The organism is Roseococcus sp. (assembly GCF_965227005.1).
Classification (GTDB): domain Bacteria; phylum Pseudomonadota; class Alphaproteobacteria; order Acetobacterales; family Acetobacteraceae; genus Roseococcus.
The window spans coordinates 159,390-185,008 of the sequence record NZ_CBDDFJ010000017.1 but is presented as its reverse complement, the minus strand read 5'-3'; the positions used below and the strand labels follow the sequence as shown (position 1 = coordinate 185,008).

The 25,619-nt window shown below is 69.8% G+C and carries 22 protein-coding genes and 1 tRNA gene; 9 read left to right on the top strand and 14 right to left on the bottom strand.

Annotated features, from left to right (window positions below; translation table 11 throughout):
- Window positions 1-142 precede the first annotated feature (142 nt).
- Both ACO057_RS07385 and ACO057_RS07380 read left to right on the top strand, forming a co-directional pair.
- Window positions 143-2,443: a TonB-dependent receptor gene (locus tag ACO057_RS07385; RefSeq protein WP_421990164.1), complete on the top strand. Its 2,301-nt coding sequence runs from the start codon at window positions 143-145 to the stop codon at window positions 2,441-2,443.
- A gap of 106 nt (window positions 2,444-2,549) precedes the next feature.
- Window positions 2,550-3,236, top strand: coding sequence for a Fe2+-dependent dioxygenase (locus ACO057_RS07380; protein WP_421990162.1), 687 nt, complete (start codon window positions 2,550-2,552; stop codon window positions 3,234-3,236).
- Here the strand turns inward: ACO057_RS07380 and ACO057_RS07375 are convergent.
- From ACO057_RS07375 to ACO057_RS07320, 12 genes are all read right to left on the bottom strand, one after another.
- Window positions 3,214-4,068: a PhzF family phenazine biosynthesis protein gene (locus ACO057_RS07375; RefSeq protein ID WP_421990160.1), complete on the bottom strand. Its 855-nt coding sequence runs from the start codon at window positions 4,066-4,068 to the stop codon at window positions 3,214-3,216. The two genes, ACO057_RS07380 and ACO057_RS07375, sit on opposite strands and share 23 nt — an antisense overlap.
- 205 nt (window positions 4,069-4,273) lie before the next feature.
- Window positions 4,274-5,194, bottom strand: coding sequence for a 2-hydroxyacid dehydrogenase (locus tag ACO057_RS07370; protein ID WP_421990158.1), 921 nt, complete (start codon window positions 5,192-5,194; stop codon window positions 4,274-4,276).
- A complete protein-coding gene (locus tag ACO057_RS07365; RefSeq protein ID WP_421990156.1) occupies window positions 5,191-5,637 on the bottom strand; it encodes a type II 3-dehydroquinate dehydratase in 447 nt (148 codons plus the stop codon). Before ACO057_RS07365 ends, ACO057_RS07370 begins: the two co-directional genes overlap by 4 nt.
- Complete coding sequence (locus ACO057_RS07360; protein WP_421990154.1) at window positions 5,634-6,857, bottom strand: amidohydrolase family protein; 1,224 nt, start codon at window positions 6,855-6,857, stop codon at window positions 5,634-5,636. Before ACO057_RS07360 ends, ACO057_RS07365 begins: the two co-directional genes overlap by 4 nt.
- A gap of 77 nt (window positions 6,858-6,934) precedes the next feature.
- The gene (locus tag ACO057_RS07355) at window positions 6,935-7,786 is read right to left on the bottom strand and encodes a phytanoyl-CoA dioxygenase family protein (protein WP_421990152.1); all 852 of its coding nucleotides are present in this window, start codon (window positions 7,784-7,786) and stop codon (window positions 6,935-6,937) included.
- A 53-nt stretch (window positions 7,787-7,839) separates the two neighbouring features.
- A complete protein-coding gene (locus ACO057_RS07350; RefSeq protein ID WP_421990150.1) occupies window positions 7,840-8,181 on the bottom strand; it encodes a DUF4387 domain-containing protein in 342 nt (113 codons plus the stop codon).
- Entirely contained in the window at window positions 8,181-9,539 is a 1,359-nt protein-coding gene (locus ACO057_RS07345; protein ID WP_421990148.1) for an acyclic terpene utilization AtuA family protein, read from the bottom strand. Before ACO057_RS07345 ends, ACO057_RS07350 begins: the two co-directional genes overlap by 1 nt.
- 26 nt (window positions 9,540-9,565) lie before the next feature.
- Window positions 9,566-10,540, bottom strand: a complete 975-nt coding sequence (locus ACO057_RS07340) for a Bug family tripartite tricarboxylate transporter substrate binding protein (RefSeq protein ID WP_421990146.1) — start codon at window positions 10,538-10,540, stop codon at window positions 9,566-9,568.
- A 74-nt stretch (window positions 10,541-10,614) separates the two neighbouring features.
- Window positions 10,615-11,325 carry a GntR family transcriptional regulator gene (locus ACO057_RS07335; RefSeq protein ID WP_421990144.1) on the bottom strand — a complete coding sequence of 237 codons (711 nt, stop codon included), beginning with the start codon at window positions 11,323-11,325 and terminating at the stop codon, window positions 10,615-10,617.
- A gap of 88 nt (window positions 11,326-11,413) precedes the next feature.
- Complete coding sequence (locus tag ACO057_RS07330; RefSeq protein WP_421990142.1) at window positions 11,414-12,262, bottom strand: alpha/beta fold hydrolase; 849 nt, start codon at window positions 12,260-12,262, stop codon at window positions 11,414-11,416.
- A gap of 68 nt (window positions 12,263-12,330) precedes the next feature.
- Window positions 12,331-14,100, bottom strand: a complete 1,770-nt coding sequence (locus ACO057_RS07325; protein ID WP_421990140.1) for an ABC transporter transmembrane domain-containing protein — start codon at window positions 14,098-14,100, stop codon at window positions 12,331-12,333.
- 54 nt (window positions 14,101-14,154) lie between these two features.
- Window positions 14,155-15,408 (bottom strand): D-amino acid dehydrogenase, encoded by a 1,254-nt coding sequence (locus ACO057_RS07320; protein ID WP_421990138.1) that lies wholly within the window; start codon window positions 15,406-15,408, stop codon window positions 14,155-14,157.
- A gap of 127 nt (window positions 15,409-15,535) precedes the next feature.
- Here ACO057_RS07320 and ACO057_RS07315 point away from each other — a divergent pair, with 127 nt between their 5' ends.
- The 3 genes from ACO057_RS07315 (at window position 15,536) to ACO057_RS07305 (ending at window position 19,712) form a co-directional block, all read left to right on the top strand.
- Window positions 15,536-15,988, top strand: coding sequence for an Lrp/AsnC family transcriptional regulator (locus tag ACO057_RS07315; RefSeq protein ID WP_421990136.1), 453 nt, complete (start codon window positions 15,536-15,538; stop codon window positions 15,986-15,988).
- A gap of 64 nt (window positions 15,989-16,052) precedes the next feature.
- Window positions 16,053-18,833: a phosphoenolpyruvate carboxylase gene (locus ACO057_RS07310; RefSeq protein WP_421990134.1), complete on the top strand. Its 2,781-nt coding sequence runs from the start codon at window positions 16,053-16,055 to the stop codon at window positions 18,831-18,833.
- An 18-nt stretch (window positions 18,834-18,851) separates the two neighbouring features.
- Window positions 18,852-19,712 (top strand): SMP-30/gluconolactonase/LRE family protein, encoded by an 861-nt coding sequence (locus ACO057_RS07305; protein ID WP_421990132.1) that lies wholly within the window; start codon window positions 18,852-18,854, stop codon window positions 19,710-19,712.
- 7 nt (window positions 19,713-19,719) lie between these two features.
- Here the strand turns inward: ACO057_RS07305 and ACO057_RS07300 are convergent, their stop codons facing one another.
- Window positions 19,720-21,309 (bottom strand): ABC transporter substrate-binding protein, encoded by a 1,590-nt coding sequence (locus ACO057_RS07300; protein ID WP_421990130.1) that lies wholly within the window; start codon window positions 21,307-21,309, stop codon window positions 19,720-19,722.
- Between the two features lie 177 nt (window positions 21,310-21,486).
- Window positions 21,487-21,571: transfer RNA gene (locus ACO057_RS07295), tRNA-Leu, on the bottom strand.
- A gap of 109 nt (window positions 21,572-21,680) precedes the next feature.
- On the opposite strand from ACO057_RS07295, the gene ACO057_RS07290 reads away from it, so the two are divergent.
- From ACO057_RS07290 to ACO057_RS07275, 4 genes are all read left to right on the top strand, one after another.
- Window positions 21,681-22,661, top strand: a complete 981-nt coding sequence (locus ACO057_RS07290; RefSeq protein ID WP_421990128.1) for a Bug family tripartite tricarboxylate transporter substrate binding protein — start codon at window positions 21,681-21,683, stop codon at window positions 22,659-22,661.
- A gap of 87 nt (window positions 22,662-22,748) precedes the next feature.
- A complete protein-coding gene (locus ACO057_RS07285) occupies window positions 22,749-23,474 on the top strand; it encodes a response regulator (RefSeq protein WP_421990126.1) in 726 nt (241 codons plus the stop codon).
- Window positions 23,475-24,851: an ATP-binding protein gene (locus tag ACO057_RS07280; RefSeq protein WP_421990124.1), complete on the top strand. Its 1,377-nt coding sequence runs from the start codon at window positions 23,475-23,477 to the stop codon at window positions 24,849-24,851.
- A 32-nt stretch (window positions 24,852-24,883) separates the two neighbouring features.
- Window positions 24,884-25,522, top strand: a complete 639-nt coding sequence (locus ACO057_RS07275) for an MBL fold metallo-hydrolase (RefSeq protein WP_421990122.1) — start codon at window positions 24,884-24,886, stop codon at window positions 25,520-25,522.
- Window positions 25,523-25,619 lie beyond the last annotated feature (97 nt).

The window sequence follows — 25,619 nt, the reverse complement described above, 5'->3', positions numbered from 1 at the left end:
GCGACGAAGCCACAAATGAGTGTTGCGCTGATGACACGCTGGCGCCGTCACCGGCCGTTCGGAACCGTAATAATCTGACGCATGTGATTGCTGAAATTTTAAATTGAAAATAGGAGGCATTCTCAACTTGAGGATTGCCCACATGTCGCAGCGTGCGATCTTGCACTGCACGGTCTCCCAGATTGCCGTCACCGCGAGCCTCGCGGTTGTTCTCTCTGTCGGCGCCCAGGCCCAGACCACCGCCCAGGCCCAGACCACCGCCCAGGCCCAGACCACCGCCCAGGCCCTCGCTGCCCAGGCCCCCGCTGCCGTTCCGACGACGGTGGAAGCCGCTTCCGGCATTACCTTGCCGACCATGGACGTTTCCGGCCAGTTGCCGGCCAATACGCTGCAGCGGCCGACCGGCCTCACGCGGCTGCCCGGAACCGTCCAGAGCACGCCCCAGGTCATCAACATGATTCCGCGCGAAATCCTGGAACAGCAGGGCGTCACCAGCCTCGACCAGGCGCTGCGCAACGTCCCCGGCATCACCTCCTCGATCGGCGAAGGCAATGGCGGCGTCAGCGGCGACCAGTTCCGCATCCGCGGCTTCTCCGCGCAGAACGACGTCTATGTCGACGGCATGCGCGACTTCGGCACCTATACGCGCGACGCCTTCAATTTCGACAGCGTCGCCGTCCTGAAGGGGCCCTCGGCCACGACCTTCGGCCAGCAGACCATCGGCGGGGCGATCAACATCCAGACCCGCACGGCCCAGCTCGGCAATTTCATGAGCGGCACGGTCTCGGGCGGCACGGGCGGCATGGCGCGCGGCAACTTCGACATCAACCGCCAGATCGGCGAGACCTCGGCCGTTCGCCTGAACATCCTCGGCCACACCAACCGCGTCATCGGTCGTGACTCGGTCAGCTCCGACCGTTGGGGCATCGCGCCGTCCTTCTCGCTCGGCCTGGGCACGCCCACGACGCTGACCGTCGACTACATGCACTTCGAGGATCGCCGCACGCCCGACTACGGCGTGCCCGTCGTGGTCGCGCCGGGCCAGAGCGTCGGCCGTCCCGCCACCGAGTACGGCCTGCGCCGCCGCAACTGGTACGGCATCGATTCCGACCGCGACAACACGACGGTGGACCGCGTCACGGCCCGTCTGCGCCACGTCGCGAATGATTGGCTGACGCTGAGCAACGACACGCGCGTGAGCTTCGCCACCCGCGACTTCGCCGCCTCGCCGCCGACCTGCGACGCGACCTGCACCGGCCTGTTCTTCGGCCGCCAGCCCAACCGGGCCCAGGTCGCCTATTCGGGCGGCGTCTCACCCTTCAAGCAGGACACCTGGGGCATCCAGAACATCACGACCGCGAACCTGCGCTTCACCACCGGGCCCTTCCGCCATGAGGCGACGGTGGGCTTCGACGTCTGGCACCAGCAGGACGAGCGTACCGGCTACACCTACGCCAACACGCGCGCGAACACGCTCATCAACCCCAGCCACTCGAGCGCACGCTTCGGCATCCGCCCCGGTACGGGCGCCAATGTGCGTGACACGCAGCAGACCCATGTCGGCGGCTTCGTGACCGATCGCATGTGGCTCACACCGGAAATCTCCGTCATCGGCGGAATCCGCGTCAGCAATTACGACCTCAGCTACAAGACCTACGGCAACGGCGCGGCGACCACGGTCCTCGGTGCCAACCAGACCTTCGTCGACCCGCGCGCGAGCCTGGTCTGGGAGCCGACGCCCTCGCAGACCTACTACTTCTCCTACGCCTCCTCGACGACGCCGGCCGGCTCCTTCATCACGACCATGCCGGCCAATCTGAGCGCGGCGAACCAGTCGCTGGACCCGGAGCGCAACCGGATCTTCGAGCTGGGCGCGAAGTACAGCCTGCTGAACAACAACCTGGGCCTCTACGCCTCGCTCTTCCGCATCGAGAAGGAGGGGGCCTTCGTCACCGATCCCGTCTCGGGCGCGACGACGCAGTCGGGTGACTCGCAACGCAACCAGGGCGTCGAGCTCGGCGTGACCGGCCAGGTCACTCGCGACTGGTCGCTCAGCGCCAACTACGTCTACATGGACAGCGAGACGACGCGCAGCGCCACGGCGGCGAACCGCGGCCAGCGCATCCAGTACGTGCCGCGCCACGCCGCCTCGGTCTGGACGGCCTATGAGGCCTTCCGCGAGACGCCCTACCAGCTCACAGTGGGCGGCGGCGTGACCTGGCGCTCGATGGCCTATCTGAACGCGGACAACACCGCCTCGGTGCCGTCGAACTTCTCGCTCGACGCCATGGTCTCGCACAGCTTCGGCGAGCGGCGTCAGTGGCGCGCCTCGATCAACGGCTACAACCTGACCGACCAGCTGAACTACGATAGCCTGTTCGGCACGCGCGCGAACCCTTCCGCGGGCCGCACCGTGGTGTTCAGCCTCTCGGCAGCCTACTAAGCTGACATCGGCGGGGGCGGTCTCATGGCCGCCCCCGCCATCCTTTGTTGAACGCGCACTCGCGGCGATCTGCATCAGGCCGGCGCGTGCGGGCAGGAGCCAAGCGATGCTCGTCAAGATTCCCCAGCTCCTCTCGCCCGAAGAGGTCGCCTATTGCCGCCAGGCGCTGGAAGCCGCCGCCTGGGCCGATGGCCGCGCCACGGCCGGCGAGCAGTCCGCCCTCGTGAAATTCAACCTGCAGATCCCCGAGGACAGCCCCGTCGCGCGGGAGCTCGGCGAGATCGTGCTGCGCGCCCTGGGCCGCCATCCGATGTTCACCTCGGCCGCACTGCCCTTTCGCGTCTATCCGCCCATGTTCAACCGCTATGATGTGGGCATGAAGTTCGGCGCGCATATCGACAACGCGATCCGCTCCGTGCCCGGCACCGGCGGCTTCCGCATGCGGGCCGATGTGTCCTCGACGCTCTTCCTCAACGACCCCGCCGATTACGACGGCGGCGAGCTCGTGGTGGAGGACACCTATGGCAGCCAGGCGGTGAAGCTCGAGGCGGGCAGCATGGTCGTCTATCCGGCGACGAGCCTGCATCACGTGACCGAGATCACGCGCGGCAGTCGCTGGTCATGCTTCTTCTGGTCGCAGTCGCTGGTGAAGGATGACGGCCAGCGCGGCTTCCTGCACGAGATGGACCTCGCCCTCGTGCGGCTGCGCCAGGAATTGCCCGACACCCACCCGAGCGTCCTGTCGCTGACGGGCGCCTATCACAACCTGGTCAGGCGCTGGTCGGAGCTCTGACCGGCTGGATCGCCTCGATCAGCTCCACCCGGCCGGAGAGCCGGCAGCCAGACCCCTCCGGATCGCGGGTGACGAGAATTTCCGAAGGGCGGCCCATCGCCTCGCCCTGACGGACGGTGAGGGCCGGGCCCGCCGCGCCCAGCACGCGCAATCCGGCGAAGAGCGCGGTGGCGGCGATGCCCGTCGCGGCGTCCTCCGGATAGCCCGAGGAACGGGGGAATTGCCGCGCATGGGCACGGTCCGGCGCGGCGAGGGCATAGGGATAAAGCCCGGTGGAACCGATGGCATCGCAGGCGCGGCGGACGGCCTCGGGATCGGGCGACAGGGCGTGCAGGCGATCGAGGGAACGCAGGGGGACGAGCGTCTTCACGCGGCTCGTCGCGGCGTTCTGAATCGGTGCGTCGGCAAGGTCGTCGGGCGTCAGGCCGAGCACGGCGAGAAGTTCGGCGGGGTCGGCGATGGGGGTGGCCGAGCCCTGCGGCTGCGTCACCTCGACCCGGTCCTCCACGAAGATCGCGCGCACGGGGCCGGAAAGCGTCTCGATGCGCAGCACGCCGCCGGTCGCCTCGCCGCGCCGGCGCAGCAGCCAGGCTGCGCCGAGCGTGGCGTGGCCACACATCTCCATCTCGTGCGCGGGCACGAAGAAGCGGAAGCGACGGTCGGTCGTCGCGGGATCGGTGGGCGGGAGGACGAAGGCGCTCTCATGGCCATGATGCGCGGCGAGGGCGCGCATCGCCTCGTCCGCCATGCCGCGCGCGTCGGGCACGATGGGGGCGGGATTTCCGCCGCCGGGGCCGGCGGAAAAGATGGAGAGGAAAACGATCTCGGGCATGAGGTCCTATAGCGGAAAGGCGACGGATTTCACGCGTGAAAATCCGAGGCGGATGGGCATCGCGGGCACGTCAGCGGCGCAGCGCCTCAACGTTTTCGGTCCGGGCGGCGTCGCGAGACGCCGACGAGACGGCGGTCCAGGTCCATCGCCGATAGACCGTGTTGCCGGCGCACACGGCCATGCAGGCGTCATGGCGGGCCGGTTCTCAATATCCCCGCGCCGGGTTCACCTGATAGAGCGGCGCCTCGCCGCGCAGCACGCGTCGGATGCTTTCCGCCACGTCCGGCGCCGCGCCTTCCGGCACGGTGATGCTGGCGATGTGCGGCGTGATGCGGACATTCTCCATGGCCCAGAAGGGATGTCCGGAGGGCAGGGGCTCCTCGTTGAACACGTCCAGCGTGGCCTCGGCGATCCGCCCGTCTCGCAGCGCGGCGATCAGCGCCTCCTCATCCACCAGTCCGCTGCGGCCGACATTGATGAGGTTCGCGCCGGGTTTCATGGAGGAGAGTGCCGCCGCGTCGATCACGCCCGTGGTATCCGGCGTCAGAGGCAGCATCAGCACCACCGTATCGGCCTCGCGCAGCGCCCGGGCGAAACCCTCGGCGCCCGAGAGGCAGCGCACGCCGGGGATGTTCTTCGCGCTGCGCGCCCAGCCCGTCACGTCATAGCCCATGCCGGCCAAAGCGGCGGCGGCGGCCCCGCCGAGCTCACCCAGGCCCATCACCGAGACGCGGTGCGAGGAGAGTGCGCGGGGGTGGATGTACTCCCAAACGCGCTTCAGCCGGTTGCGCTCCATCAGGTGGAAATCGCGCGCGTAATGCGTCACCGCATGCATCACGTAGGAGGCCATGAGCTGCACCATGCCGGCATCGTTCAGCCGGCTGATGGGCAAAGGCGGCAGGTCGTCGCGGCGCACCAGGCTGTCCACGCCGGCGCCGAGGTTCACCACCAGCTTCAGGTCGCGATAGGGCACGAAGAAGCCCGCCGGCGGTTTCCAGACCAGCGCGGCCACCACGCCCCCGGGATCGCCGCCGACGCGGAAATCGAGCTCCGGAAGATGGGCCTTCAGCGCGGCCTCCCAGGCCTCGGCATCGTCGAAGTCGCTGTAGAAGACGAGGGGGATCATCGGCGGGCTCCTTGAAGGACCTGGGCCTGCATGGCCTGGATGGCGAGCTCGTAGCCCAGCGGCCCGAGACCGCAGATGGAACCCGTCGCGGCCTTCGAGGTGAAGGTCTTGTTCCGGAAGGGCTCGCGGCGGTGGATGTTGGACATGTGCACCTCGATGACGGGGCCATCGAAGGTCAGCAGCGCGTCCATGATGGCGATCGAGGTGTGGGACAGCCCGGCCGCGTCGATGAGCAGGCCCTCGGCCTTGCCCCGCGCCTGCTGGATCCAGGTGATGATCTCGCCCTCGTCCTGGCTCTGTCGGAAATCCAGCTCGACGCCGAGGGAGCCGGCCTTGGCGTGGCAGCGCGCCGCGATGTCGTTGAACGTCTCGCGCCCATGGATGCCCGAAGGTTCCAGGCCGCAGAGATTTGCGTTGGGGCCGTTGATGAACAGAAGCCTCACAGCGCGTCCTTCACGAAGCGGCCGCCCTGCATGATCGCCGCGAGATGCGCGCCCTGCCGCGTCAGCAGAGTGAGGTCGGCCAGCGGGTCGCCCTCGACCACCAGCAGGTCGGCGAGGGCGCCGGGCGCGACGCAGCCGATGCGCCCTTCCTGGCGCAGCAGCACGGCGGCATGGCTGGTCGCGCTGCGCAGCACCTCGGCGGCGGGCAGCACCGCGCCACGGATGACGAATTCCTCCGACTGGCGGCGATGCATCGGGCCGAGCAGGTCCGTGCCGAAGACCATGGTCAGCCCCGCGCCGCGCATGCGGTCCAGCGATTCCAGCCCGGCGAGGCGCACGTCGTCGATCTTGGCGACAGACTCCGGCCCAAGGCCGAGCGACGCGCCCTCCTCCTTCAGCGCCTGATAGGTGACGAGGGTGGGGCAGGCGATGCAGCCGGCCGCCGCGGCCTCGGCCGCCGTCGCTGCCGTGATGAGGTTGCAATGCTCCAGGCTGCGGATGCCCGCGCGCACGGCGCGGCCGATCGCCTCGTCGGTGTAGAGATGCGCGGCCACATAGGTCTGCGCCATCGCGGCCTCCTCGACGGCGGCGCGCAGCTCGGCATCGGAATAGCCGAGGAAGGCGATGGGGTCCGAGGGCGAGGCCACGCCGCCATTGGCCATCAGCTTGATGTAGTCGGCGCCGCCCTTGATCTCCTCGCGGCAGGCGCGGCGCACGGCGTCCACGCCGTCGGCCAGGCGGCCCAGCGAGCCGAGGCGGCTCTCGAAGAAGGCGAAGTCGCGCGTGTCGGCCCGCGTGCGGAAATCGGCATGGCCGCCCGTCTGCGAAAGCGCCTTGCCGCAGAGCGAGACGCGGGGGCCCTCGATCAGCCCTTCCTCCCAGGCGAGCCGCAGGCCCAGCGTGGCGCCGCCCAGGTCGCGCACGGTGGTGAAGCCGCGCATCAGCATCTCGCGCATCAGCTTGCCGGCGCGGAACGCCACGACGGCATCCGGCAGCAGCGCATTGGCCTCGAAGCTCACCATCGAGGCGATGAGGTGGACATGGCAGTCCACCAGCCCCGGCATCAGCGTCCGTCCGGCGAGGTCGATGCGCCGGGCCGAGGCGCTGGCGATGGCGGGCGCGACCTCGCGGATCGTCTCGCCCTCGACGAGGACCGACATGCCCGGCGTCGCCGCCTCGGCGAAACCGTCCCAGAGCCGTGCGTTTTCGAAGAGAATCATGGCCGCGCTCCCAGCAGGCGCGCAGTCAAGACGTTCCGAAATCCCTTGGGAAGAGCGAAGAACGAAGGCGCCGTAAACTAGTGAACCAGCTTCATCTCCGGGATCGATTCACTGGCGATCCAGAACCGCCCGATGCTGTCCGCATGGGTCGCCCGCGCGGCCGCGTCGGCCTCCGCCCGGGGGCGCGCCTCCAGATCGAAATGATCGTGGCGGTTCTCGCCGCGCACCAGCGTCGCCGAGAGCCGCGTCGGCCCCACATGCTTCACCCGCGCGGGAATGTAGCTGATCCCCAGCCCGATCCGGTCGTGGTTCGAGCGATTGGGCGCGGAGGAATGCAGGGCCAGCGTGTCGTGCAGCGAGAACTGCCCGGGCTGCAGCAGGATCGGCACCGCCGCGCGCTCCTCGACCTCCACCGCCACGCTCTGCCCGCGCGAGAGCATCACCCGCGGATCCTTTCGGTCGGCATGCGGCAGCTGCCCATGCTTGTGCGAGCCCGGCAGGACGGTGACGCAGCCGCTCTCCAGCGTGCTGGGCGTGAGCGCAAGCCAGGCGGTGACATGCTCATGCGGCGCCAGGCCGAAATAGGTCGCGTCCTGATGCCAGGGCACGAAGCCCTCGGTCCCGGCCGCCTTCCACCACAGCGTGGTGTGGAAGATGAGGATATCCGGGCCGATCACGTCCTCGACCGCGTCCAGGATCGCCGGATGCCGCACGAGGTCGGCCGCCCAGGGAAAGAGGAGATAGGGCTTCACCCGCGTCGAGGGCTGGCGGATGCCGGTGTCGGAAACCGGGCGCTCCGCCTCGCCGCAGCAGCGCCGCACATCCTGGTGCCAGGCCTCGGCCTGCTCGGCCGAGACGCCCTGGATCGGCGTCACATAGCCGTCGCGCCGGTAGCGCGCGATCGCCATGTCATCGAGGACCTTGCCCATGCCACTTCTCCGCTGTCGCCGCGCAGCGTGGCGCAAGGTGCTCGATGTTTCAACTATGCGACGGGCACCACGATCGCCGTCAGCGGCACGTGCTGCTGGCAGCCGTAGACATCCGTGTCCATCAGGTCGCCCGAGGAGACCGGGCGGCGGATGGTCACCTTGAAGGCCAGCGCCGCGTCGAAGGGCTTGCAGACGAGCACATCCTTCACCGGGATGTTGTAGGCCGCCGCCATCCGCACCGGCTCGATCACGCCGCTGCGCTTCACGCGCTGATAGGCCGCGGCGTCGTCGAACATGATGTCGAAGGTGACCTCGAAGGGGCCCGCATTCTTGCTGCGGATCACCTTGGCGATCTTGTCGAGCGTCTCGCCCTGGTTCGAAAGGGGGGCTGACATCAGTTCCGCACCTCTTCGAGGGTCATGGGGAAGATCTCGCAGGCGTCCTTCAGCGGCATCAGGTGATAGACCGAGAAGCGATGCGCCGGCCCGACCGGGATGCCGAAGGGCGAGAAGGGATAGGCCATGTTGCCGGCCGTGGTCAGGATGCCCGGATAGCTCGCGTGCTGGAGATGGCCGCGGGCATACATGGCCACACCGGTCGCCAGCTCCTGCGTCGGCGCGACGGCGTCGACCATCAGCCCGATCTCGCGCGGCGGCGCGCCGCCCGGCTCCAGCGGACCCATCACCGCGTCGCGCCCATAGGCGCGGAAGCGCAGGTGGATGCCGTTGGCCTTCATGCCGAAGCGATGCTCGGCGCGCTCCCTGGTCTCCTCCAGCAGCGGGTCGAGCTCGCGGATCATGATGGGGTCGCGGATGCCGACGATTACGATGCTGCGGAAGCCCACCTGCTCGGCGCCCTCCAGCTTCACCTTGTACTGCGCGTCGGGGACGAAGCGGCTGCCGGAGACGCGCACGCGGCGCTCGTCGATCTGCTCGAAGACCGCCTGGCTGAGGTCGTTCAGTCCGCCGGGGCCCGGCTGGAACTCGAAGTCGCCGCGCTCGTAGAGCGAGTGGCCCGCCACCGAGACGGTCGTGCAGCGATGCGCCGCATTGCCGGGCTCCACGATGAAGTTGTCCTTGTGGATGGTGCCCAGCATCGGCTCGCCGAGGTCGTAGGGGATGGCGGAGAGCCCCGCGCATTCCAGGATCTTGCCGCAATGGAGCGAGAGCCCCGTGTCGAAGCCCTTCAGCACCGGCAGCGCCGCGAAGACGCTGTCGTCGCAGGCCCGGCCGGCGATGATGACCTCGGCGCCGGCATCGAGCGCCTTGACGAAGGGCTCGGAGCCCATCTGCGCGCAGATCGGGCCGCAGCGGTCGAGAATCTCGTCGGTCAGTGTCCCTTCGGGGCCGATGCTCTCGAAGGGGGCGGCGGCCATGCGGCGCTTCAGCTCGGCCTTCGGGATCTCGGAGCTGATCGCCGCCATGCGGAAGGAGAGGCCCTCCTCCTTCGCGATCTCGCGGATGATGTCGAGCCCCATCTCCAGCGTCTCGTCGCAGCCGCTGGTCAGCACGGAGCCCACGAGCAGCGGAATCCTCGCCGCGCGGGCGGCCTTCAGCATGATCGCGAGGTCATGCTTATAGGTGGCGCGCGGCAGGAAGGTGCGGCCGGTGCCGTGGTAGTAGGGGCCCATATCCGTGGAGCCGGCGTCCTGGCCGATGAAATGCGGGTTCAGCGAGAGCCCGCGCTTGAACGCCTCGATGTTGTAGCCGCTGCCGAGCGAGCCGGAGGGCGCGAGGCCGGTGATCGAATCCATGGGGATCCCTCTCAGTTGAGGATGCTTCAGTTGAGGGTGATGTTGCCGCGGCGGATGACCTCGCCCCAGCGCGGATAATCGGACTCCAGCAGCCGCGCGAACTGCGCGGGGCCCTGATGGGTGATGGCGGCGCCCGAACGCGCCAGCGTGGCGCGGGCCTCGGGATCGCGCAGCGCCTCCTGGAAGATGGCGTCGAGGCGCGCGACGATGGCCGGCGGCGCGCCCTTGGGCGCCATGACGCCGAGCCAGAGCTCGCACTCCACCTGCGGGTAGCCCAGCTCCCTGAAGGTCGGCATCTGCGGCAGGACGTCCGTGCGCTCCGGACCCGCGAGCGCGATGGGACGCACCTTGTCGGCCTCCACCATCGGCCTGGCCGAGGCGGTGACGGTGAAGGTCAGGTCCACCGTGCCGGCGGCCATGTCGTTCATCACCTGCGCCGCGCCGCGATAGGGCACATGCAGCCATTGCGTGCCGGTGGCCTGCGCGAACATCTCGAGCGCGAGGTGCCCGAGCGAGCCATTGCCCGGGGAACCGAAGGGCACCTGGCCCGGCCGCGCCCGGCCGCGCGCCAGCACGCCGGCCAGGTCCGTCACGCCCGAGGCGGCGGAGGCGAAGAGCGCGTAGGGCGTGCTCACCAGCAGCGAGACCGGGACCAGGTCCGTGCGCGGATCGTAGGGAAGGCCCGGCTGCAGGGCCGAAGCGATGGAGAGCTGCGCGGCGCTGGCCAGGATCAGCGTCAGCCCGTCCGGCCGCGACTTCGCGACGTAATCCGCCGCCAGCGTGCCGCTCGCGCCGCCGCGATTGTCGAGCACCAGCGGCTGGCCGGTCATCTCCTGGAATTTCTGGCCGACCGCGCGGCCCACCACGTCCAGCGAGCCGCCGGCGGGGTAGGGGATCACGAGCCGGACAGGGCGGTCCGGGTAGGTCTGGGCCCAGGCGGATCGAGCCAGGGCAGGCGCGGTCAGGGCGAGGGGCGAGGCAAGCAGGCTACGGCGAAGCATGGCAATCTCCAGCGCGATCAACCGTGTGGTCCAGGCACTCCCGGTGCCGCCCTCTTGCGGGGCGGCTCCCGCAGTCAGACGGCCGCGTCCAGCACATGCGCGGCGAGAAGATTGTCGGTGTAGAGTTCCGCGAAGCTGTCGCGGATGATCTCGGCGATGCGCTCCGTGCGCTCGGCCACGTGCTGCTGCATCAGGGCCATCGCGCCGCTCACGTCGCGCGCGATCAGGCCCTCCAGGATGGCACGATGTCCTTCGGGCAGGCCGCGCTGGCCGCCCTTGCGCAGGCCGATCCATCGGACGAAGCGGATGCGCTCGTTCAGCCCGCACACGGCGCGCAGGATCTCGGCGTTGGCGGTCAGCGCCGCGATACGCTCGTGGAATTCCTCGTCGAAGCGGAGCTGGTGCAGGGCCTGCGGATCCGCGCCCACCTCCCGCACGCCGGCCTCGCAGAACGCGGCCAGGGCGGCAAGACCTTCATTGGTCGCGCGGTCGCAGGCGATGCGGATGGCCCCCATCTCGACCACGGCGCGATATTCGTAGAGCGCGGTCAGTTCCGCTGCGTCCAGCGGGCGCATGTGGAAGCCGCGGTTCGGCGAGGCGGTGAGGAACCCCTCGGACGCCAGCCGGTTCAGTGCTTCGCGCAAAGGCGTGCGGCTGGTGCCGAGTTGCCGCGCCAGCTCCAGCTCGTTGATCCGCTCGCCGGGGCGGAAGCGATAGGTGACCGCCATGGCCTTCACCAGGGCGAAGAGGCGATCGGCGGAACGGGGATGGTCGACAATATTCACAGACACAAGTGTGCACAATTTTTCGGGCATGGAAAGGGCCGCGAGGACAAGCCGTGTCCCCGCACCCCGAGCGCCCTGAAACCGAGGGTCAGAGCGGATGCTGCCGCAGATGTTCCAGCAAGAGCTCCGAGACCCGCTCCGGCATCTGGTCCGGCGCGTAATGGCCGGCGCCGGGGAGGACCTCGAAGCGGTACGGCCCGGTCACGAAGTCCACGGTGCCCTCGGCCGCCATGCGGCCCACTGTGTCGTCCGCATCGCCCCAGATGAAAAGCGTCGGCACGCTGATCGGTCCGATCGGACGATGCACCGTGCCGCGGGCGCGGTACCAGGCCAGCGCCGCCTCCATGGCGGCGGGGTTGCCGATGACGGACAGGTGCTTCTCCGTCGCCGCCGGCGGAATGCCATTGGCCGCGTGCCGCGTCCTCAGCCAGGCCGCGTCATCGGCCAGCAGCGTGGCGACCGCGCTGGGATCCTGGAAGGCCTTGTGGTGGCGCGAGCGGTGCGGCTGCTCCGGATCCTCGCGCATCGCCCGTCCAAAGGCGCCGGGATGCGGGCGCGAGAGCATGGTCAGCGAGGCCAGCCGCTCCGGGTAATGGGAGGCGATGTCCCAGGACAGGCTGCCGCCCCAGTCATGCCCGACCAGATGGAAGCGCCGCGCGCCCATGGCATCGGCCACGGCGAGCGCGTCCTCGATCAGCAGCTGGATGTCGTATTGCGCGACATCGGCGGGATCGGGCCGCGCGCCGGGCGAATAGCCGCGCTGGTTCGGCGCGACCGCGAGATAGCCCGCGCTCGCCAAAGCGGGCAGTTGCGCGTCGAACAGATGCCGCGAGACGGCGAAGCCATGCAGCAGAAGGACCAGCGGCGCATCCGCCGCGCCCGCCACCGAGACGTCGAAGACCAGCCCCGGCCGCGCCTCGATCCTGCGATCTTCCATTTTCGAAATCCCCCCATTCTTCGGAAAGGACGACAGCACTCCCCGGCGCCGGGCTCAAGACGGCGCGGTCACGCCTCCGCGGCGAATTGCAGCGTCGCCAGCCGCGCATAGAGCCCGCCCTGCGCGACGAGATCCTCATGCCGCCCCTGCGCCGCGATGCGCCCGCCCTCCAGCACGACGATCCGGTCTGCGCGGCGCACGGTGGCGAGGCGATGGGCGATGACCAGCGTGGTGCGCCCCTGCGACAGATGCGCGACGGCGCGCTGCACGGCCTGCTCGGATTCCGCGTCCAGCGCGCTCGTCGCCTCGTCGAGCAGCAGCACGGGCGGGTCGCGCAGGATGGCGCGCGCGATGGCGACGCGCTGCCGCTGACCGCCCGAGAGCATCACCCCCCGCGCGCCCAACGGGCTGGCATAGCCCTGTGGCAGGGCGGCCAGGAATTCATGCGCGGCGGCGGCGCGGGCGGCGGCCTCGACCTCGGCGTCGGACGCTTCGGGGCGGCCGTAGCGGATGTTCTCGGCGGCGCTGGCGCTGAAGATCGTGGCCTCCTGCGGCACCAGGCCCAGGCGCTGGCGCAGATCGGCGAGGTCGAGCCTGCGGATGTCCACGCCATCCATGGTCACGCGCCCGGCAGTGGGATCGTAGAAGCGCAGCAGGAGCTGCAGTACGGTGGTCTTGCCCCCACCCGAAGGACCGACGAGGGCGACCGTCTCGCCCGGCTCCACCTTCAGCGAGAAGCGATCCAGCGCGGGGGCATCGGGCCGCGTGGGGTAGTGGAAGGTGACGTCCTCGAAGGCGAAGCGGCCCTGGGGGGGCATGGGCAGCAAGGCGGGGCTCGCCGGCGCGGTGATGGAGGGCCTGGTCTCGATGACTTCGATGAGCCGGTCGGCGGCGGCGGCGGCGCGCTGGATCTCGCCCCAGAGCTCGCTCATCACCGCGCCGTTATTGGCCAGCAGCACGGCATAGAAGACGAAGGCGGAGAGCTCGCCGGGGGACATGCGCCCGGCGATGACGTCATGCCCGCCGATCCACAGGCTCAGCGTGATGGCGCCGAAGCCGAGCAGCACCACGCTCAGGATCAGCACGGCGCGGGACGTCACGCGGCGCAGCGCGGCGGCGACGGAGTCCTCGACCTGCCGGGAATAGCGCTGCCGCTCCTCCGGCTCATGGGTGAAGGCCTGGACGACGCGCAGGCCGTTCAGCGTCTCCTCGGCGGTGGCCGCGAGATCGGCCACGCGCTCCTGCGCGATGCGCGAGAGGCGGCGCTCGCGCCGGCCGAAGAGCACCAGCGGCGCGACCACGAAGGGCACCACCACCACGACGATGCCGGCCAGCTTCGGGCTCGTCGTCACCAGCATGGCCAGGGCGCCGGCCGCCGTCAGGGCCGAGCGTAGCCCCATGGAGATGGCCGAGCCGATGAGCGCCTGGAGCAGCGCCACATCCGCCGTCATGCGGCTGAGGATGTCGCCGGTGCGCGCCGTCTCGAAATAGGCGGGCGAGAGGCTCAGCACATGGTCATAGACGGTGCGGCGGAGGTCCGCGCCCACGCGCTCGCCGAGCCAGGAGACGAGGTAGAAGCGCGTGGAGGAGGCCAGCGCCAGCGACGCCACGATGAGGAACATCAGCAGGGCCGAGCGATCGAGCCCCTGGGGGCTGGCATCGGCGAAGCCGACATCGACGAGCTGGCGCACGCCCTGGCCGATCAACAGCAGAAGCCCCGCCGCGACCAGCAACGCCAGCGCCGCCGCGACCGCGCGCCCGGCATAGGGTTTCAGATAGGGGAGGATCAGCCGCAGCGAGGCGACGCTGCGGCTGCGGGCGGCGGGAGGATCGGCCATACGCGCCCCTTGTGCCATGAATGGCCCGGGCGCGCATGGTGAAACCTCGGCAATTCAGCCGTAGCGCGAGACGGCGAGATCCCCTGTCTCGATATCGGGCTTGCGGCCGGAGACGAGGTCCGCCAGCACACGCCCCGAGCCGCAGGCCATGGTCCAGCCCAGCGTGCCGTGGCCCGTGTTGAGGAAGAGGTTGGGGTACTTCGTCGGCCCGATGATCGGCGTGCCGTCGGGCGTCATGGGACGCAACCCGCTCCAGAAGGAGGCGCGCTGGACATCCCCGCCCTCGGGGTAGAGGTCTCCCACGGAGAAGGCCAGGGTGTCCCGTCGGGACTCGTTCAGATGCAGCTTGAAGCCGGAGAGCTCCGCGGTCCCGCCCACGCGGATGCGGTCGCCCAGCCGCGTGATGGCGACCTTGTAGGTCTCATCCATCACGGTCGAGACGGGCGCGGCGTCAGGGTTGGTGATGGGCAGCGTCAGCGAATAGCCCTTCACCGGATAGACTGGGATGGAGATGCCCAGCGTCTTCACCAGACCTGTCGAGAAGCTGCCGGCGGCGACGACGTAGCGATCGGCCGTCATGCGGCCCTGGTCGGTCTCCACGCCCGTGATCGCACCGCCCTCGGCGAGGATGGCCTTGACGGTCACGCCCTGGCGGAAGGTGACGCCCGCGGCGGCGGCGAGCTTGGCCAGCTCCTGCGTGAAGACATGCGCATCGCCCGTCTCGTCGCCCGGCAGGCGCAGCCCGCCCACGAACTTGCCCGGCACGCGGGCCAGCGCCGGCTCGGCGCCCACGCAGCCGGCGGGGTCGAGCACCTCGAAGGGCACGCCCTCCTTGGCCAGAACGGCCGTGTCCGCGCCCACATGGTCGAGCTGTTTCTGCGTGCGGAAGAGTTGCAGCGTGCCCTGCATGCGCTGGTCGTATTGGATGGCGGTCTCGTCGCGCAGCTCGCGCAGCATGTCGCGGCTGTATTCGGCGACGCGCACCATGCGGCCCTTGTTGGTGGCATAGGCGGCCTCGGTGCAATTGCCGAGCATGCGGATCATCCAGGACCAGAAGGCGGCGTCCATCTGCGGCCAGACCACCAGCGGACGGTGCTTCATCAGCAGCCACTTGATCGCCTTGATGGGAATGCCAGGCCCGGCCCAGGGGGCGGAATAGCCGGGCGAGACCTGGCCGGCATTGGCGAAGCTCGTCTCCATCCCGGCGGCGGGCTGGCGGTCCACCACGGTGACCTCATGGCCGGCCTTCGCCAGGTACCAGGCGCTGGTCACGCCGACCACGCCGCTGCCCAGGACGAGGATGCGCATTCCCGAATCTCCAATGGCGGGAACGATGGAGGATAGGGCCGAAGTCGGGCGTCGTTCCGTGCGTATCGTGGCGGAATCGACGAAGTTCATCGCCTTATTGCAAGATTCTGCAAAGGAGTCACAGAATATGCGGATGCACGCGCTCGACGAGATCGACCTGGCCATGCTCCGCCACCTTCGCGAGGATGCGCGGATCACCAATGCCGCCCTGGCCGCGGCGGTGGGGCTCTCGCCCTCGGCCTGCCTGCGCCGGCTGCGGCTGATGGAGCATGCCGGAACCATCCGCGGCTATACCGTCGTGCTGGAGGAGCAGGCCGAGCCCGGACAGGTCACCGTCATCGTGCAGATCACGCTGGACCGGCAGACGGACCAGCATCTCAAGCGTTTCGAGGCCGCCGTGCGCCGCTGCCCCGAGGTGCGGCAATGCTTCCTCATGACCGGGATCGCCGACTACCTGCTGCGCGTCGAGGCGCGCGACGCCGCCGATTACGAGCGCATCCACAAGGAGCAGCTCAGCCGCATGCCCGGCGTGGCGCGCATCCAGTCGAGCTTCGCCATCCGCACCGTCATTCGCGGATAGGTCCGGTCGTTTTCACTGGAGTCCGGGACCTTCGCAGGTGCAGCATGCCGGAATGCATGACGCGATGCCCCCACCTTCGCTCCTGGATGACCTGCTGGCCCGGCTGCACGCCGCGCGCCTCGCCTCGGCCGAGGATCCCTTCGGCGATCCGGTGCTGCTGCTGGCCCTGGCCATCAGCCGGCGGCTCGATGACGGCTCGCTGGGCATGGACGGGCTGGAGGGGTTGGTCCAGGACCTCTCGGACGATGCCGCCGCCGGGCGGGCCAGGCGTCTTGCCGGCTATCTGGGCCATGTGCCCGGCACGTCACCGGCCGTCGCGCTGGAGGCCCTCGCGGCCCGGCTGGTGCGGCCCGATCCGCTCGACAGCCCGGTGCCCTTCGCCACCTTCAAATCCTCCGTGGAGCGCCCGCGCTTCGCCGCCGTCTTCACCGCGCACCCGACCTTCTCCTTGCCCGCCGTGACCGCCGCCAGCCTCGCCGAGGCCGCCACGACCGGCGAGGCACCGCCGCGCGGCATTCCCCACCGCCCCACGCCCGTCGATCTGCGCGAGGAGTTCACCCAGGCCAATGCGGCCATCCTGCGCGGACGCGACGCCCTGGACCGTCTCGCCGAGGCGCTGTTTAGCGCGGCGCGCGCTGTCTGGCCGGACCGCTGGCACACGCTCCTGCCGCGCCCGATCGTGCTGACCAGCTGGGTCGGCTACGACACGGATGGCCGCACCGATATCGGCTGGTGGGACACGCTGAAGCTGCGCCTCGACATGAAGCGCTATCAGCTCGAGCGGATCTCCGCGCAGCTGGAACCCTTGGGCGAGGCCGCTCAACCGGTCGTCGCGCGCATCGCAACGGCGCTGGAGGCCGTCGCGCGCCAGGCCGAGGCGGTGCCCGCGAAACCCGATCCGGAATCGGTGCAAAAGCTCTCGGGCGAGATGGTGCTGCATCGCGAGGCGGCGATGACGGATCTCTCCGCGCTCATGCCCCTGTTCGACGCGGCGCTGGCCGCGGCACCGGATGAGGCGGTCCGCCTGAGGATCGCCGTCGCACGGGCCGGCTTCGCGGCGCATGGGCTGTCGCTCGCCCACACGCATTTCCGCCTGAACTCGGCGCAATTGCATAACGCGCTGCGCCAGCGCCTGGACATCACCACCTCGCCCGACGACCTCTCCCAGCGGCGCGGCCTGCTCGGCCAGGTCAATGCGGCGCTGGCGGGCGGGGCGCCGCAGCCGGTGGATTTCGGCGGGCTCTTCGCCGAACAGGCCTCGGCCGCGAAGCTCATGATGAGCATCGCCCAGATCGTGAAGCATGTGGACGGCTCCATCCCCATCCGCTTCCTGATCGCCGAGACGGAGACGGGATATACCCTGCTCGCCGCGCTCTGGCTGGCCCGGCATTTCGGCGTGGAGCGGCATGTCGAGATCTCGCCGCTCTTTGAGACCGCCTCGGCGCTGGAGCGCGGCGAGCGCGTGCTGGACGAGGCGCTGCGCAGCCCGCATTTCCGCGACTATCTGCGCCAGCACGGCCGGCTGTGCCTGCAATTCGGCTATTCGGACAGCGGGCGCTATGTGGGCCAGCTCGCCGCCTCCTATCTGGTGGAGCGGCTGAAGCTGCGCCTCGCAGAACTGTTGCGGAAGCACGGCATGTCGGATGTGGAGCTCGTGCTCTTCGACACGCATGGCGAGAGCATCGGCCGCGGCGCGCACCCCAAGAGCCTGACCGACCGGCTGCACTACCTCTTCCCGCCGCAGGCCCGATACAATCTGGCCAAGGCCGGCTTCGCGGTGCGCGAGGAATCGAGCTTCCAGGGCGGCGACGGCTATATGCTTTTCGGCACCGAGGCGCTGGCGCAATCGACCATCGCCCGTATCGCCGAGCACGCCTTCCGCCGGCCGCAGGACACGGACGATCCCATCTATGCTGAGGCGGATTACGGCGCCGATTTCTTCGCCACCATCCGGCGCGAATTCGGCGAGCTGGTCGAGGATCCCGGCTATGCCGCGCTGCTCGGCGGCTTCGGACCCGGGCTGCTGGAGAAGACCGGCTCGCGCCCTGCCGCGCGGCAATCCGACCTGGGCGGGCCGGTGCGCATCACCCACCCCTCGCAGCTGCGCGCCATCCCCAACAACGCCATCCTGCATCAGGTAGGCTGGCTCGCGAATTCGCTGCACGGGCTGGGCCGCGCGGCGGCGGCCAATCCCGAGCTCTTCGCCGAGCTGCGGGAGAAGTCGCCCCGCTTCGCCCGCGCCCTGGCCATGGCGGCGCGGGCGGCCGAATGCTCCGATATCGGCGTGGTGCGCGCGGTGATCGGCACGCTCGATCCCGGCACCTGGCTCGACCGCGCGGCGGCCACGGCGCGGCCGGGGAGGGCGGAGCAGCTGCTGGCCGTGGCCGCGCCGCTGGACGCCGTCGGCCTCCAGGCGCCGCTCTGGCGGATGTTCCGCCGCCTCCAGGCCGACCACCTCGCACTGCGCGCCGCCTGGCCTGAGCTGCCGAGCATGCCCGAGCGGCTGGTCCTGCTGCATGCGCTGCGGCTCTCGCTCATCCATCGGCTCTGGCTGCTGGCGATCTCCGTGCCGGAGTTTTCCCCCCGCCATGGCGCGACGCGCGAGACGGTTATCCGCCGCATCTTCGCCCTCGACGTGGAGCCGGCGCTGGACCTCCTCGCCGAGATATTCCCCGCCGCGCCCGATCCGGTGGTGGGGCTGGATTTCCACGAACCCGCCGGGCGCGACAGCCGAACCAGCTATGCGCGCGAACATGCCGAGATCTTCGAGCCGATGCGCCGGCTTTTCGCGCTGGTGCGGGGCTGCTCGGCGGCGGTCAGCGAGGAGGTGGGCGCCTTCGGTTGAGCGCGCTAGGCTCGGCCCATGGAAACGCTCACCACCCTCTTCGCCGAGATGCCGCCCGCGCATCGCCGCGCCATCGTCACCGACTGGTCCCGCGCCAATAAGCGCGGAGATCCGGTAGATTGCTTCCTGGAAGGCCCCTGCTTCGACGCCGAGGGCCGGCTGCACGTCACCGACATTCCGCATGGCCGCATCTTCCGGCTGGATGCGCCGGGCCAATGGGCGCTCGTCGCGGAATATGACGGCGAGCCCAATGGCCTCGCGCTGCATCCCGACGGCCGGCGCATGTTCATCGCCGACTACAAGCAGGGCATCCTCTCGCTCGACCTCGCGACCGGCGCGGTGACCCCGGCGCTGGCGCGGCGCAACAGCGAGCGCTTCAAGGGGCCGAACGACCTCGTCTTCGCCCGCAACGGCGATCTCTATTTCACCGACCAGGGCCAGACCGGCCTGCAGGACCCCACGGGCCGCGTCTATCGCTGGCGCGCGAATGGCGGGCTGGACCTGCTGATCTCCAACGGCCCCAGCCCCAACGGCCTCGCGCTCTCGGCCGATGAGGAGGTGCTCTTCGTCGCCATGACGCGCGACAATTCCGTCTGGCGCGTGCCGCTGCTGGCCGACGGCACGACCTCCAAGGTCGGCCGTTTCGCGAGCTTCCACGGCACCAGCGGGCCGGACGGCATGGCGGTCGACGGGCAGGGGCGGCTGATGGTCTGCCACGCCTCGCTCGGCTGCGTCTTCGTGCTCAGCCACCAGGGCGAGGTGGTGGCGCGGCTGAAATCCTGCCGGGGCGCGACGGTGACCAATCTCGCGCTGCAAGGCGGGCGGGCCTTCATCACCGAATCCTCGACGGGCGCGGTGATGGTGGCCGATTGGAGCTAGGCTTCCCTCAGCCCCGCTCGAGGTTCCAGAAGACGGGCACGCCGTCCAGGATGCCCGTGACGTTCTTGCGGTAGGCCGTGATGGCGCGCTGCATCCCGATCGGGATGTAGGGCACGTCCTGGAAGGCCTGTCGCTGCATCTCCTCGGCGAGGCGCTTCTGCTCGGCGGGCTCGGCCGCGGCGAACCATTTCCCGCGCAGCTCCTCGATGCGCGGGCTGTCCGGCCAGCCGGGCGCCGCCTCGCCGCCATTGCCGCGCAGGAAGGCGTGGACGGCGGGGTCGAAATGGTCGAGCCCGCCCCAGAAGGTGCCGAAGGCGCTCCAGCCGCCCTGGTCCACCGGCTCCTTGCGAACGCGCCGCTGCACCAGCGTGCCCCAGTCCATGGCCTGATACTCGACGTTGAGGCCCAGGCGCTGGAACAGGTCGTAGGCCACGTCGGTGGTGGCCTTCAGGATCGAGATGCTGCTGCCCATCAGGGCGATCTTCTCGCCGGCATAGCCCGCCTCGCGCAGTTCGCGCTTCGCGGCATCGAGATTGCCGTCCATCGCGGACATTCCGGCCTGGCTGGCCATGGGCGAGATGGGGCAGAAATAGCCCACCCCGTCGCGCCAGTACTGGCGATCGGTGCCGGCGACGGCGGACATGAAATCCTCCTGGCGGACGGCGCGCAGCACGGCCCGGCGGATGGCCGGGTTGTCGAAGGGCGCCACCAGGTGGTTGAGGCGCAGCGTCCCGATGAGGCCCGTCGGGTCCGCCTCGCGCAGCGTGATGTCGCGGCTGCGCGCCAGGAGCGGCAGCAGATCGGCCTCGGGCCAGGACCACCAGTCCATCTCGCCGCGCTGCAGGGCGGCCGCGGCGGTGCTGGAATCCACGATCACATGCATCTCGACGCGGTCGAGATTCACGCGCTTCGGCCCCGCGGTCCATTCCGGGGTGCCCTGCGCGCGCGGGACATAGCCCTCGAAACGCTCATAGGCGAAGAAGGAGCCGGTGATCTGCTCGCGCGGCAGGAAGCGGAAAGGACCGCTGCCGACCATCTCGGTGACGCGGGTGAAGGCCTCGGTGCGGGCCAGCCGCTCGGGCATCATCACGCAGATATTCGGGCTCGCCTTGCCCAGCGCATAGGGCAGCAGCGGGAAGGGGGCGCGCAGGCGGAAGCGGATGGTGGCGTCGTCGGGCGCCGAGAGCTCCTCGGTCGCGGCCATCAGGGTCTGGCCGAAGGTGTCGCGTGCGCCCCAGCGGCGGATGGAGGCCACGCAGTCGCGCGCCAGGACCGGCTCGCCGTCATGGAAGCGCAGGCCGGGGCGCAGCTTCAATGTCCAGACCTTGCCGTCGGTCTCCGTGCCGAAGGTATCGACCATCTGCGGCTGCGGCCGGAAGCCGGCATCCAGGCCGAAGAGCGTGTCGAAGACCATGAAGGCGTGGTCGCGGGTCGGGTAGGCGGTGGTCCAGAGCGGGTCGTGCACGGCGAGATCGCCGCGGGGGATGACCTTCAGCATCCGCCGGCCCTGTGCGGCCGCGATGCCCGGCGCGGCGAGGACCGCGGCAGCGCCGAGGCCCAGTGTCCGGCGTGCTACGCCGCTGTCGTTCCGTCCCATCTCAGTCCCACCCCGATTTGCGCGGGGGAAGCTGCCCCAAACCTGGGGGAAGTCCATTCCCTTTGGGCGAATTTAGGTATGTTAAATAGGTATACGCCAATGCGAGCGCGACGCGCTGCGGCCTGGACGGATTGAAGGTCTTGGGACTCGCCATTGGCGGCATCGCGCAAAGAGAGATGGTGCGGGCGGTCGGAATCGAACCGACACTCCTTGCGGAACCGGATTTTGAGTCCGGCGCGTCTACCAGTTCCACCACGCCCGCATTGCGGCTGCGATAGCACGGCCCGCGCGGTTTCCGCAATTTGCCCGCTGGACCGGCTTCGGCGCATCCCCGAGGATCGCCTCCAGGGAAGATTCACGAAGGAACGGCCATGACCATGCGCACTCAGAGACGCGCCCTTTTGCTGGGCGCGCTCGCCACACCCGCTTTGGCCACGGGCGCCCGCGCCGCCTGGCCCGAGCGCAGCATCCGCATCGTCATCCCCTATCCGCCCGGCGGGGCCTCCGACACCACGGCGCGCCTCATCACCGAGCCGCTGACCCGCGCGCTGGGCCAGAACGTGGTGGTGGACAACCGCCCCGGCGCGAACGGCGCCATCGCGCTGGAGAATGTCGCGACCAGCCCCAATGACGGCCACACGCTGCTGATGGGCAATCTCGGCCCCAACGCCATCAACCCGGTGATGCGCGCGAACCTGCCCTTCGACGCCGTGCGCTCCTTCGCGCCCATCGTCCTGGCCAACAAGGTGCCGATGGCGCTGATGGTCCGCGCCGACCACCCGGCGCGCGACTTCGCCCGGCTCGTCGCCATGGCGCGCGAGGCGCCGGGCCGCATCGGCTATGGCTCGGCCGGCAACGGTTCCGCCTCGCATCTGGCGGGCGAGATGCTGAAGGTCACGCTGGGGATCGACCTGCTGCACGTGCCCTATCGCGGCGATGCGCCGGCCATCACCGACGTGCTCTCCGGCGCGCTGCCCTGCATGCTCTCGACCACGGTCTCCGTGCTGCCGCAGATGCGCTCGGGACGGATGCGCGTGCTGGGCGTGGCCTCGGCGCAGCGCCTGTCGAGCATGCCGGACGTGCCGACCTTCCTGGAGCAGGGCGTGGCCGGCTACGAGGTCTCGTCCTGGAACGGGCTCTTCGCGCCGGCCGGCACGCCGCGCCCGGTGATCGAGCGCGTGAACGCGGAGGCCAGCCAGGCGCTGCGAATCCCCGAGGTCACGCAGCGCCTGGAGATGCTCGGCGCCGCCTCGGCCATGGGCACGCCGGAGGAATTCGCGACCTTCCTGCGCGCCGAGCTCGATCGCTGGGCCGAGGTGGTGCGCGTCTCCGGCGCCAAAGCCGAGGACTGACGTCCATCGCATGGGTGCCCCGCGCCCCAAGCGGCTGTTACAATTGGCGACGGACGGAAACCGGCGGCCGATTGTAACATGCGCCCCATGGAACCGACCCCACATATCCTCGTGCTCGACGACGACCGGGAGATCCGCGAGCTTCTCGGGAAGTTTCTCGAAAAGCAGGGGCTGCGCGTCACCTTGGCCCGCGATGCGCGCGAGGCCCGGCGCGTCTGGCCGCTCGCGCGCTACAGCCTCGTGGTGCTCGACCTCATGCTGCCGGGCGAATCCGGCCTGGACGTCGCGCGCTGGCTGCGCAGCCAGTCCAACGTGCCCATCGTCATGCTCACCGCCATGGGCGAGGAGACGGACCGCATCGTCGGCCTGGAGCTCGGCGCGGACGACTACATGGCCAAGCCCTTCAACCCGCGCGAGCTGCTGGCGCGCATTCGCGCCGTGCTGCGCCGCGCCCAGGGCGGGGAGGGGCTCAACGGCCCGGGCGAGGAGGCCGGCGGCACGCTGCTCTTCGCGGGCTGGGTGCTGGAGGCCGCGCGCCGGCGGCTGGTGAACCCGCAGGGCGCCGAGGTGCCACTCACCGGCGGTGAATACGAATTGCTGACGACCCTGCTGGAGCGCCCCAACCGCGTGCTGACGCGCGACATGCTCATGGACCTGCTGCACAACCGCCAGCCCGGCCCCTTCGACCGCGCGATCGACGTGGCGGTCTCGCGCCTGCGCCGCAAGCTGGAGGATGACGGGCGCAACCCCTCGGTCATCAAGACGGTGCGCGGCGGCGGCTATGTGCTCTCGGCCACTGTCGAGCGTGCCTGAGTGGCGCTCGACGTCTTTCGCCGCTTCTGGCCCGTCAGCCTGGGGGGCCGCACCGCGCTGGTCCTGATCCTCGGCCTCATGGCCGTGCAGGCGCTGGGCCTCACCATCCACGCCTTCGACCGGGTGGAGCTGCAGCGCGTCTCCGAGGCGCGCGAGAATTCCGTGCGGGCCTTCAACCTGTGGCGCGCCCTGGTGATCACGCCGCCCGACCGCCGGGCGGCCATCCTCGCCGAGGCGGACCTGCCATCGACCCTGATCGCCAGCTACGATCCGCACTCCACCACCCCGCCGGGCCTGCGGCCCATTCCGCACGACATGGCACGGCTGTTCCGCGTCGACGGCCCCAATATGGGGGCTGGTCCGGGCCAGAATGGCCTGCCGGTCCCGCCGCGCCGCTTCCGCCCCGCGGAGACCCGCGCGGGCGAGCTGGGGCGGGACGCCTTCGCCATCTCCATGCGCTTTCCCGATCAGGGCTGGCTGAACCTCACCTTCCGCCACCCCCATCCGCGGCCCTGGCATTCGGACACCTTCCTCATCGCCTTCATCGCCATGTCGGTGACGGCGGGGCTGCTGATCTGGTGGGGCGTGCGCCGGCTGACGCGGCCCGTGGCCGATCTGGCGGCGGCGGCGGAACGGCTGGGCCGCGACGTGAACGCGCCGGCCCTGCCCGAATCCGGCCCGGCCGAGATCGCGACGGCCGCAACCGCCTTCAACACCATGGCGGCCAATATCCGCCGCTTCGTGGCGGACCGGACGCAGATGCTGGCCGCCATCAGCCATGACCTGCGCACGCCGATCACCCGGCTGCGCCTGCGCGCGGAATTCCTCGACGACGACGAGCAGCGCGCCAAGATGCTGGCCGACCTCGCCGAGATGGAGGCGATGATCGCCTCGACCCTCGCCTTCGCCCGCGACGACGCGGCCAATGAGCCGGCCGCCACGGTCGATATCGCGAGCCTCGCCCGCACCGTGCTGGACGAGGCGGCCGATGCCTGCCCCGAGCATGCCGAGGACATCGCCTTCGATGGCCCCGAACATCTGATCCTGCGCGTGCGCCCCGTGGCGCTGAAGCGGGCGCTGTCCAACCTCGTGGGCAATGCGCTGAAATACGGCGATTCCGCCCGCCTGGCCCTGGAGCGGCGCGGCGAGAGCGTGGTCATGCTGCTGGACGATGCCGGACCCGGCATCCCCGAGGATTCGCAGGAGAAGGTCTTCCAGCCCTTCCAGCGCATCGAGGGCAGCCGCAATCGCGAGACGGGGGGCACCGGCCTCGGCCTCACCATCGCCCGCAGCATCCTGCGCGCCCATGGCGGCGAGGTGACGCTGCACAACCGCGCCGAAGGCGGGCTGAGGGTGGCGATCCGGCTGCCCGGGTGATAGGCCGGGGCAAAGCTGTTCCGGAGCATCCTATGGCCCTCAAGGCTGGCATCATCCCCGTCACCGCCTTCCAGCAGAACTGCACGCTGGTCTGGGACGACACGACCATGGAAGCGACGGTCATCGATCCGGGCGGCGACGTGGCCGAGATCCTGGCGCAGCTGGAGAAACAGGGTCTCAAGCTCGTGCAGATCCTGCTCACCCATGGCCATATAGACCACGCTGGCGGCGCCGACGAACTGCGGGAGCGGACCGGCATCGCCGTGATCGGCCCGCAGCTCGGCGACAAGATCCTGCTCGACCATCTGGAGAACCAGGGCCGCGCCTATGGCCTCGACGGCGCGCGCAACCTGGTGCCGGACCGCTGGCTGGACGAGGGCGAGACCGTCACCTTGGCGGGCGAGGAATTCGCCATTTATCACTGCCCCGGCCATTCGCCCGGCAGCCTCGTCTATGTCAGCACCAAGCTGCGCGTGGCCTTCGTGGGCGACGTGCTGTTCCAAGGTTCCATCGGCCGCACGGACTTCCCCTATGGCGACCACGACGCACTGATCCACGCCATCAAGACCAAGCTGCTGCCGCTCGGCGACGAGATCGGCTTCGTCTGCGGCCATGGCCCCAGCTCGGATTTCGGCACGGAGCGGCGGACCAACCCCTATCTGCAGGGCTGAGGCGGGCCGGCCTGCCGTCGTGACAGGCAATCTGCCTGTCCGAACGCGGCGGGAGGGGTCGCCCCGGCCGGATTGATGCGGCCGAGCTCCTGGCGCG

What these genes read in the sequence shown, in the direction of transcription:
- ACO057_RS07385 (WP_421990164.1), top strand. Translation starts at nt 143, where the DNA reads ATGTCGCAGCGTGCGATCTTGCACTGCACGGTCTCCCAGATTGCCGTC.
- ACO057_RS07380 (WP_421990162.1), top strand. Translation starts at nt 2,550, where the DNA reads ATGCTCGTCAAGATTCCCCAGCTCCTCTCGCCCGAAGAGGTCGCCTAT.
- ACO057_RS07375 (WP_421990160.1), bottom strand. Translation starts at nt 4,068, where the DNA reads ATGCCCGAGATCGTTTTCCTCTCCATCTTTTCCGCCGGCCCCGGCGGC.
- ACO057_RS07370 (WP_421990158.1), bottom strand. Translation starts at nt 5,194, where the DNA reads ATGATCCCCCTCGTCTTCTACAGCGACTTCGACGATGCCGAGGCCTGG.
- ACO057_RS07360 (WP_421990154.1), bottom strand. Translation starts at nt 6,857, where the DNA reads ATGATTCTCTTCGAAAACGCACGGCTCTGGGACGGTTTCGCCGAGGCG.
- ACO057_RS07355 (WP_421990152.1), bottom strand. Translation starts at nt 7,786, where the DNA reads ATGGGCAAGGTCCTCGATGACATGGCGATCGCGCGCTACCGGCGCGAC.
- ACO057_RS07350 (WP_421990150.1), bottom strand. Translation starts at nt 8,181, where the DNA reads ATGTCAGCCCCCCTTTCGAACCAGGGCGAGACGCTCGACAAGATCGCC.
- ACO057_RS07345 (WP_421990148.1), bottom strand. Translation starts at nt 9,539, where the DNA reads ATGGATTCGATCACCGGCCTCGCGCCCTCCGGCTCGCTCGGCAGCGGC.
- ACO057_RS07340 (WP_421990146.1), bottom strand. Translation starts at nt 10,540, where the DNA reads ATGCTTCGCCGTAGCCTGCTTGCCTCGCCCCTCGCCCTGACCGCGCCT.
- ACO057_RS07330 (WP_421990142.1), bottom strand. Translation starts at nt 12,262, where the DNA reads ATGGAAGATCGCAGGATCGAGGCGCGGCCGGGGCTGGTCTTCGACGTC.
- ACO057_RS07325 (WP_421990140.1), bottom strand. Translation starts at nt 14,100, where the DNA reads ATGGCCGATCCTCCCGCCGCCCGCAGCCGCAGCGTCGCCTCGCTGCGG.
- ACO057_RS07320 (WP_421990138.1), bottom strand. Translation starts at nt 15,408, where the DNA reads ATGCGCATCCTCGTCCTGGGCAGCGGCGTGGTCGGCGTGACCAGCGCC.
- ACO057_RS07315 (WP_421990136.1), top strand. Translation starts at nt 15,536, where the DNA reads ATGCGGATGCACGCGCTCGACGAGATCGACCTGGCCATGCTCCGCCAC.
- ACO057_RS07310 (WP_421990134.1), top strand. Translation starts at nt 16,053, where the DNA reads ATGCCCCCACCTTCGCTCCTGGATGACCTGCTGGCCCGGCTGCACGCC.
- ACO057_RS07305 (WP_421990132.1), top strand. Translation starts at nt 18,852, where the DNA reads ATGGAAACGCTCACCACCCTCTTCGCCGAGATGCCGCCCGCGCATCGC.
- ACO057_RS07300 (WP_421990130.1), bottom strand. Translation starts at nt 21,309, where the DNA reads ATGGGACGGAACGACAGCGGCGTAGCACGCCGGACACTGGGCCTCGGC.
- ACO057_RS07290 (WP_421990128.1), top strand. Translation starts at nt 21,681, where the DNA reads ATGACCATGCGCACTCAGAGACGCGCCCTTTTGCTGGGCGCGCTCGCC.
- ACO057_RS07285 (WP_421990126.1), top strand. Translation starts at nt 22,749, where the DNA reads ATGGAACCGACCCCACATATCCTCGTGCTCGACGACGACCGGGAGATC.
- ACO057_RS07275 (WP_421990122.1), top strand. Translation starts at nt 24,884, where the DNA reads ATGGCCCTCAAGGCTGGCATCATCCCCGTCACCGCCTTCCAGCAGAAC.